General features: G+C 49.2%; 13 protein-coding genes. 8 read left to right on the top strand and 5 right to left on the bottom strand.

From position 1 onward, the window contains the following. Nucleotides 1-29: 29 nt before the first annotated feature. From BC792_RS02665 to proS, 3 genes are all read right to left on the bottom strand, one after another. Nucleotides 30-1181, bottom strand: coding sequence for a cystathionine gamma-synthase (locus BC792_RS02665; protein ID WP_148907440.1), 1152 nt, complete (start codon nt 1179-1181; stop codon nt 30-32). A gap of 280 nt (nt 1182-1461) precedes the next feature. Then, nucleotides 1462-2238: an NAD-dependent epimerase/dehydratase family protein gene (locus BC792_RS02660; RefSeq protein WP_148907439.1), complete on the bottom strand. Its 777-nt coding sequence runs from the start codon at nt 2236-2238 to the stop codon at nt 1462-1464. A 91-nt stretch (nt 2239-2329) separates the two neighbouring features. Beyond that, nucleotides 2330-3802 (bottom strand): proline--tRNA ligase, encoded by a 1473-nt coding sequence (gene proS / locus BC792_RS02655; RefSeq protein ID WP_148907438.1) that lies wholly within the window; start codon nt 3800-3802, stop codon nt 2330-2332. 177 nt (nt 3803-3979) lie between these two features. On the opposite strand from proS, the gene BC792_RS02650 reads away from it, so the two are divergent. Then, on the top strand, nt 3980-5107 hold the full coding sequence (locus BC792_RS02650) for a hypothetical protein (RefSeq protein WP_246154791.1): 1128 nt from the start codon (nt 3980-3982) through the stop codon (nt 5105-5107). A gap of 325 nt (nt 5108-5432) precedes the next feature. Beyond that, on the top strand, nt 5433-6986 hold the full coding sequence (locus BC792_RS02645; RefSeq protein ID WP_148907436.1) for an OmpP1/FadL family transporter: 1554 nt from the start codon (nt 5433-5435) through the stop codon (nt 6984-6986). A gap of 346 nt (nt 6987-7332) precedes the next feature. Here the strand turns inward: BC792_RS02645 and BC792_RS02640 are convergent, their stop codons facing one another. Then, on the bottom strand, nt 7333-8691 hold the full coding sequence (locus BC792_RS02640; RefSeq protein WP_148907435.1) for an NfeD family protein: 1359 nt from the start codon (nt 8689-8691) through the stop codon (nt 7333-7335). A 28-nt stretch (nt 8692-8719) separates the two neighbouring features. Here BC792_RS02640 and BC792_RS02635 point away from each other — a divergent pair, with 28 nt between their 5' ends. From BC792_RS02635 to BC792_RS02625, 3 genes are read left to right on the top strand one after another with little or no spacing between them, the layout of a single operon-like run. Next, on the top strand, nt 8720-9469 hold the full coding sequence (locus tag BC792_RS02635) for a hypothetical protein (RefSeq protein ID WP_148907434.1): 750 nt from the start codon (nt 8720-8722) through the stop codon (nt 9467-9469). 10 nt (nt 9470-9479) lie between these two features. Next, nucleotides 9480-10403, top strand: coding sequence for a DPBB and LysM peptidoglycan-binding domain-containing protein (locus BC792_RS02630; RefSeq protein WP_148907433.1), 924 nt, complete (start codon nt 9480-9482; stop codon nt 10401-10403). A 23-nt stretch (nt 10404-10426) separates the two neighbouring features. Beyond that, entirely contained in the window at nt 10427-11071 is a 645-nt protein-coding gene (locus tag BC792_RS02625; protein ID WP_148907432.1) for a uridine kinase family protein, read from the top strand. 238 nt (nt 11072-11309) lie between these two features. Here BC792_RS02625 and BC792_RS02620 read toward each other — a convergent pair whose 3' ends face one another. After that, complete coding sequence (locus tag BC792_RS02620) at nt 11310-12533, bottom strand: MFS transporter (RefSeq protein ID WP_148907431.1); 1224 nt, start codon at nt 12531-12533, stop codon at nt 11310-11312. Nucleotides 12534-12741: 208 nt separating this feature from the next. On the opposite strand from BC792_RS02620, the gene BC792_RS02615 reads away from it, so the two are divergent. The 3 genes from BC792_RS02615 (at nt 12742) to BC792_RS02605 (ending at nt 14559) form a co-directional block, all read left to right on the top strand. Continuing rightward, nucleotides 12742-13296 carry a YiiD C-terminal domain-containing protein gene (locus tag BC792_RS02615; protein ID WP_148907430.1) on the top strand — a complete coding sequence of 185 codons (555 nt, stop codon included), beginning with the start codon at nt 12742-12744 and terminating at the stop codon, nt 13294-13296. Between the two features lie 178 nt (nt 13297-13474). Beyond that, the gene (locus BC792_RS02610; RefSeq protein WP_148907429.1) at nt 13475-13912 is read left to right on the top strand and encodes a transposase; all 438 of its coding nucleotides are present in this window, start codon (nt 13475-13477) and stop codon (nt 13910-13912) included. Beyond that, a complete protein-coding gene (locus BC792_RS02605) occupies nt 13909-14559 on the top strand; it encodes an SCO family protein (RefSeq protein ID WP_246154790.1) in 651 nt (216 codons plus the stop codon). The genes BC792_RS02610 and BC792_RS02605 overlap by 4 nt, the downstream gene beginning before the upstream one ends.

Raw genomic sequence — 14559 nt, 5'->3', positions numbered from 1 at the left:
GGAGTAATCTGCCTGCAAAAGCTGGCATGTTACCGCTCTCCCAGCACCTGTTCCAGGTCGGCGATAAGATCATCCCCGTCTTCGATTCCCACCGACAGCCGGAGCAGGTTGTCGACCACGCCTACACTTTCGCGCACCTCCTTTGGGATCGAACCATGGGTCATGGTCGCGGGGTGGTTCACCAGCGATTCGACGCCGCCCAAAGACTCGGCCAGCGTAAATACCTTGAACCGTGAAGCAATGCGGAATGTTTCCTGTAGATCGGCATCCTTCAATACGATAGATACCATCCCTCCGAAGTCGCGCATCTGCTTTTGCGCAATCTCGTGTCCGGGATGATCGCTAAAGCCAGGCCAGTAGACCCGCTCCACCTTGGGATGGCCCTTTAGGAATTCCGCCACTTTCCGACCGTTTTCGCAGTGGGCCCGCATACGGACGTGCAATGTTTTCAGTCCACGCAACACTAAAAAAGCATCTTGAGGGCCGGGCGTGCCGCCACAAGCGTTGTAATAAAACCAGAGCTGTTTATAAAGCGCCTCATCGTTCAACACCAAGGCGCCCATGACGACGTCAGAGTGCCCGTTTAAATATTTGGTGGCCGAGTGCATCACGATGTCTGCCCCCAAGTCGAGCGGATTCTGAAGATATGGAGAAGCAAACGTATTGTCGACCACATATAGTATCTCGTATTTCTTTGCAACCTCGCCGATAGCTGCTATATCGGCCAGCTTAAGCGTAGGGTTTGTCGGCGTTTCCACCCAGATCAGTTTTGTCTTTTCGGTGATCGCTTCTTCCACCGCATGAGCGTCTGAGGTGTCCACAAACACAAAATTTATCCCGTACTGGGCATATACTTTAGTGAATATCCGGTACGAACCTCCATAGAGATCATCGCCGGTCAACACCTCATCTCCCGGCTTCAGCAGACGAAGAACGGTATCCGTTGCAGCCATCCCACTGGCAAACGCCAGTCCGAACTTACCGTTTTCCAGCGCCGCAAGACACCCCTCAAGAGCCTGTCTTGTAGGATTGGTCCCCCTGGAATACTCAAAACCCTTATGTTCACCCGGAGAGGCTTGCTTATATGTCGACGTTTGGTAGATTGGCGTCATTACCGCGCCCGTTGCAGGGTCTGCCTCCTGCCCTGCATGAATCGCCTTTGTTGCAAATTTATATTCCATAGTAAATATTTAGTATAATAAGTCAGCCGCCATTAGCCAACCACGATAGCGAAGTTACTTAAAGAATCCGTAAAAAGCGTTCGCGATCAGCACGAATTGCTGAGAGTCCCCGTTTTTTTTACAGGACGCTGAAGTGGGAATGTGACGAGCCATTCCGCCCCTAAGAAAAGAGCGATTTCGCAGGTCTGTTCTACAGAAGAGCATCGTTGCCACAAGGGGTATAGCCGGCTGGTCGGCTTCACGCTGAACAGGCTGCGCCCTTCCAGCAGTGCACCAAAAGCTAAAAGTGTAGCGGGGATTTATACAAAAAGGTGTAGCCGAGCTCCCGCACGATCCGCTCACCCGAAACGACCTTCTGAAAGTTCGACTGACTATTAAAACCTGAAGGAAGAGAAAACCCATGCCGGGCAGCCGAAGCCAGGACAACATCGGCCTTCAGCGGATGTTCTGGCGTCACCAGATTGTAAACGGACGAAGCCAACGGACGAAGGAACCCCAGTTGGATCAGCGCGGCCACATCATTCCGATGGATAAAATTAGCGCGCTGTTCCCCCGTAGTACAGACCCGACCCTCAAAGTATTTCGCAAAAATGCGGTCGCCCCCGAACAGGCCGCCCAAACGATAAACAAGAGTTTGTCCAAGCTGTAACATGGAAGTTTCTGCCAGATATAGATTTTGGTTTCTATCAATCGGGAACTCTTCCGTGAATATGCCGTCCTCATCGGGGTAGATACCGACAGAGCTCAGAAAGATGTGTTTCTTGTACGAGACGGACGACAACAGGTCCTGAACAGTCTGAAATCGCGCCCGTACAACCGCCCCCTCCAACCGCTGCGTAGCCGGAATGCTGTTCAACACGTAATCTACCGACGGTGGAAAGTCCGCCTTGCAGATCTCCCCGTCGAAATCGGCTTGTATCGCGTGCATCCCCGCATACGTCAGGTCATGCCATTTATTTTCCCGCGTCGTCGTTGCGTAAACCTGATGGCCCTCGTTCAACATCTTCTGGCCGAAGAATGTTCCAACCCAGCCGCAACCTAAAATTAAAAATACCATCCCCGTGACGTTTCACCCGCTGTTACCCAACCCTTGGTAAATAGCGGCCAGGAAGGGGCTTCAATGTTCCCGCCCTCCCGGCCGTAGATTATTAATATGCTTTCGCGAAAAGTACCCGTTGCTTTGACGGTTTTCCTGTGAATATACATACGCCATCTTCCTCTTCTGCATCCAACGGAATACACCGTATCGTCGCTTTCGTCTCCTCTTTTACTCTTTTTTCGGTTTCGACCGTACCGTCCCAGTGGCACGAAATGAAGCCGCCCTTTTGTTCCAGCACCTCCTTGAACTCTTCGTACGAATTCACCTCGGTGATATGGCTGTTTCTATAATCGAGCGCTTTTTGGAAAATGTTCTCCTGAATAATTCCCAACAGGTTTTCGATCGTTACCGCCAGTCCTTCTTGCGATACAGTCTCTTTGGTCTGCGTATCTCGTCTGGCAAGTTCGACGGTTCCATTCTGTAGGTCACGGGCGCCGACGGCCACCCGCAGCGGCACCCCTTTAAGTTCCCACTCGGCGAACTTATATCCGGGACGCTGTGTATCCCTGTCGTCGTACTTGAAAGAGATATCCATCCCTTTCAGCTGCAAAGTCAGTTCATCCACGAAGCGGTCGATATTGGCTTTTTCTTCGTCTGTTTTATAGATGGGTATAATGACAACCTGTATAGGCGCTAGCTTAGGCGGCAGCACCAGTCCCTGATCGTCGGAATGCGCCATGATCAACGCCCCCATCAGGCGCGTGGACACCCCCCATGACGTGGCCCACACATGTTCCAGCTTACCTTCTTTTGATGTGAACTTCACGTCAAAGGCTTTTGCAAAATTCTGCCCCAAAAAGTGTGACGTACCCGCCTGCAGCGCCTTACCGTCCTGCATCAAGGCCTCAATACAATAGGTGTCCAGCGCTCCGGCGAAGCGCTCATTTTCGGTTTTCCGGCCACGCACAACAGGTACTGCCAACGTATTCTCTACAAAGTCGGCATACACCTCCAGCATCCGCTCCGCCTCTTCAACAGCCTCCTCTTTCGTCGCATGTGCCGTATGGCCTTCCTGCCAAAGAAACTCAGCCGTACGTAAAAACAGACGTGTGCGCATCTCCCACCGTACCACATTCGCCCACTGGTTGACCAGGATCGGAAGATCGCGGTACGATTCGATCCATCCCCGATACGTGTTCCATATAATCGTTTCAGACGTCGGACGGACAATAAGTTCTTCTTCCAGCTTGGCGTCTTCATCCACAATAATGTTGCCGTTACCATCATTCTTAAGCCTATAGTGGGTTACAACAGCACATTCTGTTGCAAAACCCTCAACATGGGAAGCTTCTTTCGAAAAGAACGATTTGGGGATAAACAAAGGAAAATAAGCATTCGAATGTCCTGTTTCCTTAAACCGCTTATCCAGAATAGCCTGCATACGCTCCCAGATACCATACCCATATGGCTTAATGACCATACAGCCCCGCACAGCGGAATACTCCGCCAGATCCGCCTTAATAACTAAGTCATTGTACCACTGTGAATAATCTTCACCCCGGCTTGTAATTCCTTTTCCCATGTATTATTTCAATTTTTCTGTAACAATTTATGTAATATTCTCGTCTAATTCCCAAAAACCGTAGCGAGCGCTAAAGTTTTATTTATATTTTTGATACGGGATTAAACCCCCGCAAAAAATACGCGTCTAAGATAATAATAAAGACTGTATTAACGAAGTTTAACTGTAGTGGATATCATGAAAACAAATAGATTATTATTCGGAAGTCTGACACTCGCTGCGATTTTTTCGCTTAGCGCGTGTTCGACAAGTAGGCAGATCGCCTACAAAGACGATGTGTATAATAATCAATCCCAAGCTCCTCGAGATTATCAGAGTCCGGATTATTATTACACAGATGGACAAGTGAGCGAGGAGCAGCACACACAGGATGAATACTATGCCGACGACTATTCGGATCAGGAATACGTGGAAGGCCCTGCCTATGACGAGGATTTAGAGTACGCTAACCGCATCAACCGTTTTTACTATGCGGCACCCGGCATGGCGTACTATGACCCTTGGTTTGATCCTTGGTTCGGGTATCCGGGCTTCGGCCTCGGCTTTGGCTGGTCAAACTGGGGTTGGGGCCCCAGCTGGTCAATGGGCTTCGGCTGGGGATGGGGAGGTTACCCTTACTACGGCTTTGGCCGCTGGGGATGGGGCGCTCCTTTTTATGGATATGGCAACTTCTGGGGATATAACGCTTGGGGCCATCCATTTTACGGATACAACAACTATTACGGGAATAACTTTTATGGAGGCAACCGCTACAGTGTAAGACCGGCGAACGCCAACGTGCGCACCGGATCACGTTACGGCTATAACAGCCGCGTGGGCAATGCGTCCCGCGTACGGAGTTCGACCGTCGCCAGAGACGGAAATGGACGCATCTTGACCGGACGCTCAGCACGGGCGGCTTCCACGAGATCTTCGTCGGGTGTACGTACCGAGAATGGCCGCATAACCCGCGGTACCACAACCAGAACAAGAACCGACGGAACGATCAACTCATCCCGCACCGGAACGCGGACAACCGTACGTGATGGCTCCGGTGTGAGCACAAACCGCGGTTCTGTAACACGTCCGGCTACCAGAACAACTAGATCGACAACAAGACCTGCTTCCGGAGGTAACGTCTCCCGCGGAACAACAACAAGGCCAGCTGTGTCTACGCCAACCCGTACCACACGCTCTTCAGGATCGTCTTATACGCCGTCCAGAAGTTCTTCCGGCAGCTCGATGTCGCGCGGCGGCGGAGGTGGCGGGGTCTCCAGAGGCTCCGGTGGAGGTGGTGTTAGCCGCTCCGGTGGAGGTAGAAGGTAATGACCAGAACTTTCACGGTCCAACTGGATCGTGAAAGCTGTCAATAGCTTTTACAACCGAACAAACCGCGTTGAAGACCGGCTAATCACACGGCTAGACAAACGCTAGCTTCGGGACAATAAAACACAATCATACGTAGATAGCCAATATACACCGTTCATATTGGCTATTTTTTTACCACAAGCAAGCTATAGACCGATCAGTCACAGCAATTACGAAGGCATCAACATGATTACGTTAGCCGCCGGACTCATTCTCTAAAAACAAACAGAGCAAAAGTGTGTCCGTTCGTACAACGGAGAACTTTAACCACAACAATACATAGATGAAGCTGAAAAATATACTTTTAACATCGTTATTCGTCTCAGGTCTCGCAACGGCTGCACATGCACAGACCGCAAACGAGGCATTTATCTTCTCACAGGAAAACAACGGAGGAACGGCCCGGCTAAAGGCTTTAGGTAACGCGAAAACGGCCTTGGGGGGAGACATCGGTTCCATTACAGGCAACCCGGCCGGATTAGGCTTTTTTGCACAGTCGGACATCTCTATTACAGCCGGCTACAACAATGCTGCAAATAGAGGCTCATATTTCGGATCAGAGACGAGCAGGAACCAAGGCCGGTTCGGCATCGATCATGCAGGTGCGGTATTCCATTTCCCAAAAAATGCCGGCTTTTCAGGTTGGCAGAATTTTAATGTAGGGCTCAGCTACGAAAACACCAATCTGCTCAACAACAACGTTCGCTATGAAGGCACCAACCCCGACAACACCATCGTGAGTGCGTATAGCGATGACGTCGCATTTTTTAACGACCAAAGCTTCGCCAACGACTTATCCGGTTTAAAGCTCGTTGAACGCTTCAGCGACGCAACAAAGGGATATTTCCCGATCACGGGAGAGGTAGCCGACAAAATGCAGATCAGCGATGTCCTGACCTCCGGCCATAGTGCGCGGACGGCTATCGCCTTCGGCGGAAACTACAACAACAAGTTTTATATCGGAGGTAATATTAGTTTCTCCTCTTTTCGGTACGAAAACTCAGAGCAGTTTTCGGAATTCGGCTGGACCAAAGACCGCAGCGCGGTACTTGCGGACAATCCCAACTCGACGTTCGTCCAGCCGGGGCACGCCGACAACAGGTATCTCGACGCGAATTACGAACTATTTGACGACAACTATCAGCTGCTGGAGGGCGCAGGCGTAGATTTTAAAGTTGGTGCGATTTTCAAGCCTTCGGTCGACTGGAATATTGGAGCAACCATACAGTCGCCCACTTGGTATTCGGTCGACCGCTACGCGGAAAGCTACATCGGCGTAGACTATTACAGAGACGAAGCGGCAACAGAATCTTTCGATTCAAGAGAAGCTTCTTACGCTCCTTCGGATCTCTCGTACCGTATCATTACACCTTGGCGGTTCGGACTAGGCGCTTCCAAGTTTTTCAGCCGCGGTTTTCTGTCTGCCGATGCAGAATATATAGACTATGGAAGTACTAAAATGAGAACTGTTGGGGGCTTCACTTCGGCGCTCGACACCGAATGGGATCAGCAGACAAAAGACGCTTATCAGGCTGTCGTCAATTTACGTGTTGGCGGCGAGTACTTATTCTCGAATATTATCAGCGGACGGGCCGGAATTAATTACTATGGAAACCCTTACAAGGGGGCGGACAACAAGCAATATAGCGGCAGCATAGGGCTCGGCTTCAAACTAACAAATGTCCTGTATCTGGACGCCGCTGTTGTCCACCTGATAAACGACTATAAAGTAAGCCCGTATGTTATAGACGAAGGCTTCTGGCAGACAAGCAGTCCGGCTGCCGATATCAGACACCAGCGGACCAGCGCGGTACTCACCTTTGGAGCCAAATTTTAATACCGGCACGCGACGCACGTCCGGACCGGCTTGTCCTGACCGGAGTCGGGCGACGCCTCTATCCGTAGCGTTCCACATCAGCGCTACGGATAGATTAAACGAGCAGCAGGCCAGACTCTCCCCTATTCAATCAATGCTCTGACAGGCTCCTCAATCGCCTTAGCGACAACCCGGCTTTTCACGGGGCTCTATCGGCAGTTATCAGGGAACTCCTCATACACTCTCTCCTCCACATATCAAAAAATCGACGAAGATCACCCGTTAACATCTGTTTACGCCTTGCTGCTCAGCGGCCTCTGTTGCACCGGGCCGAAGAATAGCCGTACACTTTCTTATGCGCCGTCTGCTAAGGCTGCAATTTGGGTTTATCCGACAGCTTGCGTACAAAGAGGTTATAGTTTTCATGTTTTTCCACATACACCTCTTCTCCCGCGTCAATAAAGCCATCCAGTGCCACGGCGTCGTACCATACGCCGTCGATCTCGATCTTTCCGCCCGGCCGCAGGACAGTTTTTGCAATACCGCTTTTATGTATAAGGTTTGCTTTCTGGGGCGAAGAGGTATACCCTACGGCCGACTGCTGTTCATCAGCCAGCACCAAGCGTCTGAACGCCCGCGACTTCAGCAGGTTTCTTCCAAAAAGCACCATCAATACAACGGCGAGCACCATCGCTCCTGTTACAATCAAAAATGAATTCATTAATAATCCAGGTCTAGTTAATTTAAAGTCTAAAAAGTCGTTTTCGACCATCGAAAATGCTAATCCGCAAAGTACACATATGATCCCCAATATGCCAGCAACACCGAACCCAGGTATGACGAACACCTCCAGCACCAGCAAGACAACGCCGACCAAAAAAACAGCTATTTCCCAGTGATCTGCGACACCCTGAAGATATAGCGGGGCAAAAAACAAGGTCGCACAAACCGCAGCCACGACCAACGCAAATCCGATTCCTGGTGTCTGTAGTTCAAAATATATTCCACCGATGATGCCCAATATAAGAAGCCCGCTAACCATAGGGTTAATCAGAAAGGCGATGATTTGATCGACAAAGGTTATCTCGTGCTGCACCACACCCGCCCCTGCGAGCCCTGCGTGCTGAAATAAACCGTCGAGACCGCCAACTTCAGCGTCCACCACCCCTGCTTTAATAGCCTCTGATGCCGTCAGCGTAAGCAGCTTTCCATCTGGCTTAAGTGCCGGAATAGAAACTTCGGGGTCGACAAAGGCCTCTGCGATTTTAGGATCCCTCCCCTTCGCTTCTGCCGTCGCCCGCATCAGTCCGCGCATATACGACTGGTATTTTTCCGGCATAATATCGCCGCTTTGGTTTACAACACTTGCCGCTCCCAAGCTAGCCCCCTTGTGCATATAGATGTCATCTGCGGCCAGCGAAATCAAGGCACCCGCAGATGCGGCGTTGTTGTTGACATATACAATCGTCCTCATGGAGGAACCCAACAAAGCCGACCGGATCGAATCTGCAAAATTCACGGCACCTCCAAATGTATTCAATTCCATCAGAAACACGTCGGCTTTCTCCGTTACGGCACGGTCGTGCGCACGCTTCATCGTACGCCAGGCGTTTGGTCCTATATCTTCCTTAATATCGACCTTATAAACCTTTTGTGCCCACGCCTGTGAAAACAAGAGGAAAAAAGTAAAAAGAAAAGCCGGAAAGGATTTCGTAAATTTGTTCATATAGACTCGTTAATTGTATGTCGCTATAATGACTAAATATACAATATATAAAGCATTCGAAAAAACATTTCCATTTCAAATATGGAAAATCGTAGTCGACGCGTCCAGTCGTATGATCGGCGTGGAACTCCGCGCCCCCGACGCTTCCAATGCCATCCTGTACGTCTTCGATTTTGCGGGTCATCTCCTGTTAGAGCATTGGCCTGTCCTTGAGAAAGAGTGGACGCTCGAAGCGTTGCAGCATCATACAATCGTCCTGAAACGCGTGGGCGACAGCCGTCCTGTCAAAGAAGGTATATTGCTACTGGATCTGCAAGGTAATGTCCGATACCTATCACAGGAATATATATGGGTCGACACCTGCCTGCATTATATCAAGGTGAGACATCGCAGCTTTCAAAGCGGATTTGAGGAGTATATAGACATACAGCAGGCAAAAAAGGTTATCCCCAAGACCGATGTGTGCGAAGAATATTGTTCCGCACTGAAAATGCCAATGCCGTACAGCGGCACGCTCCCCGATTACCTGCCCAAAGACGACATGCAGGACCTCCCGTGGGTAAGCCGGTCAGCGGATAAGCTGCTCTGGACCTACCACACCAAAGAGCAGGGCAATTACCATTTAAACCTTTGCGTCGCAGAAACATCCAAAGTACTATACGAACATCGCCTGCTATATGACATGCCCAAAATGATTCCCCAGCCCTATTTTCAGATCGGAAATCAAATATTCTTAATGTCATATAATAAACAGGAAATTGTTTCGTATTTAGTATAATTGCAACCGTATGAGAAAATCAAAAGTTATTTCAACCTATATAAAGCTGGGTCTTGCGGGTATTTTGTGTACCCCGTTTTTCGCGACCGCAAAAGCCGGCGGCCTTCACTCCGATCTGTCGGTCGGCCTCTTGGCTACGCCGGACTCTATCGGAACCGAGATCGTCAACGGCGAAGTGTATATTATCCACCGTGTGGAATCGAAAGACACCTATTACGCGCTGGGACGCCGCTATAAGGCGCAGGTCAATGCTATCATGTCGGCAAACAACAAAAAGAACCTGAAGCCGGGAGATACCGTAAAAATTCCGACGGGCAGACGCCCTGCCCCGCAGGTGCCGGCAGCTGCCAATCAACGCGCCCCACAGCAACAACAACAAGAACAGCAAGAAAAAGTCCTGACGGAATATAAAGTCGGCAAAAGTGAAACGTTATACGCCATTGCCAGACGCTTCAATACGACTATCGACGAAATTAAGAAAATGAACAGCTTAAGTTCGAATACCGTCAAAGAAGGGCAAATGTTAAAAATTCCAAACTCAGACTATCAGGAGCCACTTCCCGAGATTATCGAACAGCCAATCATCGACACCCCGTCGCTGGCAGAACAACATACACAGGATTTAGGATTCGAAGCAAACCGCTATGGTATCCGCGAGAAACAGGAAAAAGGTATCGGCGTCTGGATTGATAATCTGGAGACCGATGGCAAAAGTAATCTCGCCCTGCACAAGACAGCCCCTGTCGGAACGATCTTAAAGATCACTAACCCGATGACAAAAAATGTGACCTACGCGAAAGTGGTCGGGAAGTTTACCGATACCGCCGACACGCGGGACGCTATTGTAGTACTTTCGAAGTCTGCCGCCTCCTACATCGGAGCTTTAGACAGAAGATTTTTGATAGAAATAGCATATGGTGTACCTTTGCAGTAAATTACGCTTAGATATTTGATTAGATGAACAAACCATATGTTATCGGTATCGCTGGCAGCAGCGGTTCGGGGAAAACATTTTTCTTAAAGAGCTTTCTAAATCATTTCCTGCCCGAGCAGGTTACACTGATCTCTCAGGACGACTATTATATTCCGGCCAATACGAAAACTAGGGAAGAAAACCGGCTATATAATTTCGATTTACCCACCGCAATCAACCGGAAAGCTTTTTTCCACGATATAAAGCAGCTCTTCGAAGGGAACACCATCTACCGGGAGGAATACACATTCAATAATCCGGATATCAAGCCGAAGATGTTGGAGATCAAGCCGGCCCCGATCTTAATCATCGAGGGGCTCTTCATTTTCCACTACGAAGAAGTAAACAACCTGCTGGACTTCCGCATTTTCCTGGATGCCGACGAACCTGTCGCGCTGGAAAGACGCCTGCGTAGGGACCTTATCGAACGGGGCTACGACCATGACGATGTCATGTACAAGTGGATTAACCATGTCGTTCCATCCTACAACGCGTATCTACTTCCCTACAAGCCGATCTGCGATCTGGTCATTCTAAACAACGCTGACGACCCGAAGATCATTGATGACGCGGCGAATAAGATATCCGTTGACCTAAAGGAAAAAAAACTCGACATCAGCATTATTTAAATCTAATCTAAATAGCTATCTTTGCATGGAGAATGGAAGAATGGCTATGGCTTTAGATTATATAGATGAAACCGCTAATCCCTTTTTTGATGAACTAAAAAAGGGATTAAATATGAACCCCGACCTGGGGTGCTGCGTCTTCAAAAAATGCTGTAAGAAATACAAACGTGGCAAACGGTGCAAGAAATGTCCCAACCGGTAATTTAAATATCCCCTGCGCGTCGGTCGTCCGCGTCTGTTAATGTTCTACATAATGGAGATCTTTATCAAAGCTTTCACGCAGGCGGGTCAACGCAAAGATTGCTATAGCGGACAGTAGTAGGGTGACCGCCATCGCAGCATATAGGATGCCGATATACGGAACAAGCCAGCCGTAGAGAAGTGTCGACGGAATCAGCGCTCCCCGGACAAAATTCGGAGCCGTGGTCGCGACCGTCGCGCGGAGGTTCGTACCGAACTGTTCCGCAGAAATCGTCACGAATGTTGCCCAATAGCCTACCCCTAACCCCATAAAGAACGCTAACGCCAGAAATTTCCGCTCCGATATCCCCTCGCTGGACAGGTACCAAACGGCGAAGAATACAATGAGTAACTGACAGATGAATACCACCTTTTTCCGCGACTTCAGATATTGGGCCAGCAGCCCTGCGAACACATCGCCGATTGAAATACCGAGATAGGTAAACATGACGCCTTTCCCAGCGCTGAGGGGGACTTCCGAATGCAACGCTTTTCCGATCTCCGGCGCCTGGGTCACGAGCACACCCACGACAAACCAGATCGGCAAACCGATACATAGACAATACAGATAACGGGCCAACCGTTCCCTGCTGCTAAAAAGCATGCCGATATTTCCCTTAGACACCTGTTGATTCGTATGATGCTTAAACAGGCTGGACTCAAACGTTCCCATCCTTAGCAGAAGCAGACATAATCCCATGCCTCCGCCAACAAAGTACGCCGTGCGCCAGCTAAACCATTCGGAAATAAAGTATGCTAAAATTGCACCTAGAACACCAACAGCCGCTACGATCATCGTTCCATATCCACGCTTATTTTTAGCCATACTTTCGCTGACCAAAGTAATCCCGGCGCCCAGCTCTCCCGCAAGCCCGATCCCCGCGATAAAACGCACCCAAGCATACGTCGACACATCCTGGACAAACCCATTATATATATTAGCCAGCGAATACAGGAGGATCGATCCAAAAAGAACCTTCAGCCGTCCATATTTGTCGGCTATCACACCCCAGACGATCCCGCCGAGAAGCAATCCGGCCATTTGCATGTTCAAAACATATTCGCCGTGCGCGCGCATCGCCGATTCGCCGATCCCGATATCCTTAAACGACTGCACGCGTACGATCGAAAAAATAATCAGATCGTATATATCTACAAAATACCCTAACGAAGCCACGAGAACCAGCAACCAAACCCTCGAGGGCTGCAAACGACTTTCCATACAGTTTATTATTGGACGGCCAATTTACGATCGATTTGCAATTATTACAAGAATTATAAAAAATCAGGCTACAAAAGTATGTAGCCCGAACGTTGCGGCACACGACTGAGCAATCGCGGCGTTCCCCTTTTCCATTAGCTTAGACAGGCGGCCGACATGGGCTTTCCCAAGCTTCGTGAATACCATGCTTTTTAGTTAGATTTGTATCATGCGACTTTCTCCGAAGGCACTGAAATGGATACTGCGATTTTATCCCCCTTTTTTCTTCCAGCGAATATGGGTGCAAAAGGTACATGCAGACTTCAGGCAGATCGACATTGTCATCCGCAAAAGCCTTTTAAACATGAATATCAACCGTACAATTTTCGGAGGCACGATCTTTTCAGCGGTAGATCCCATCCATACATTGCTTCTAGATCAGCTGCTCCGGCGCGCCGGCATCGGAAAAACGGTTACATGGCTTAAATCGGCCAAAATAGAATACCTTAAACCAGCAACCAGACATCTTTCTTTTTCGGTCCGTCTTCATGACGACGAAGTCAGGGAAACACTCGACGAGGTAAAGAACAAAGGCAAAGTCATCAAAACATTCGACATCCACATTTTGGACCGCGACGGACTGCTTTGTGCCAGGTCGAACAACGAAATATACATACGGGACTTGACCTTCGGCGGGAAAACCCGTAATTTCGAAGATGTTCAGCCGGATAGCGTAGAACGAGGATCAAACAACCACCGGGGCCGGGCGGACACTACACGATAAAAAACGTGTAATGTCCACGTTCCGAACGTGTCCCCCAGCGCCGCGAACCGCACAGACACCTTCGGACATGAACACAAATAACAATGCGAACACGTGAAACCTGCATGAACTGCGACGGAAAACAGACACAAATGAATAACACACGCAGGCTTCATCACCATAAAAACAAACTATTCTAATGAAAAAACTATTCGTAACCGCGGCTGCCCTAGCCTGTTTAACAGCAGCCTGCCAAAATGCCCAAGACACGAACGACGCACAGGCGCTGTCGGCAAAGGCTATTGAAATTCATGATTTGATCATGCCCCAGGTCTCCACCTTTGATAAACATACGGTGCTGATAGACTCATTGCTCGGCAATCTCGCCTCGTTGAAGGCAGGCAACCCATCGTTGGATACGAACGCTACGCGTGAGCAACTCAGCACACTGAAAGCGGATCTCGAATCGGCTACGGACAACATGATGACGTGGATGAAGGAGTATACGCCAGATAGTACCGATGCCGCTTATCAACAAGCTGAAGTTGATCGTATCAGTCAATTAAAAACCGCATTCGAAAAAGCTACGCAGGACGCAGAACGTGTTTTAGTACCATTAACTCCACATGATAAATGATGATAAAATCTTCTTTCCATAACTATTTAGGCGCGCTGCTGTTTGCCGTGACGCTCCACAGCTGTACCGGCGACTCGCAGAAAAAACTGCCTATCATCGGTGAACGGGCGACAGAAGAACGTATTGTCGACGGACAGACCGTAGTGGATACGGTTTACCATCAAATCCCACCGTTTACATTCCTCAATCAGGACAGTGTACTCATAAGCGACAAAGACTTTGACAACAAAGTGTATATTGCCAATTTCTTCTTTACACACTGCCCCAGTATATGCCCTACCATGCAGCGCAATATGCTCAAAGTATACGAGAAGTACCGCGGCAACCACGACGTAGCTTTTCTATCGCACAGCATCGATTTTAAATACGACTCCCCGAGTGTCTTGAAGTCGTATGCAAAGAAACTCGGCGTCGACGATGAGCGGTGGCAATTTGTTACGGGGACGAAGAAAGATATCTATGGCATCGCGGAAAAATATCTGGTGTATACCAAAGAAGATTCCGCTGCACCGGGAGGCTACGACCACCAGGGATATTTAGTCTTAATTGACCAGAACAAACGTATCCGCGGAGCATACGACGGCACCAATGATGAACAGGTAGCACAACTGATGGAAGATCTGGGAATCCTGCTTAAGGAACAATAA

The sequence above is a fragment of the Sphingobacterium allocomposti genome, from assembly GCF_008124885.1.
GTDB classification, from domain to species: Bacteria; Bacteroidota; Bacteroidia; order Sphingobacteriales; family Sphingobacteriaceae; genus Sphingobacterium; species Sphingobacterium allocomposti.
This window is presented reverse-complemented; position numbering and strand designations above follow the sequence as displayed.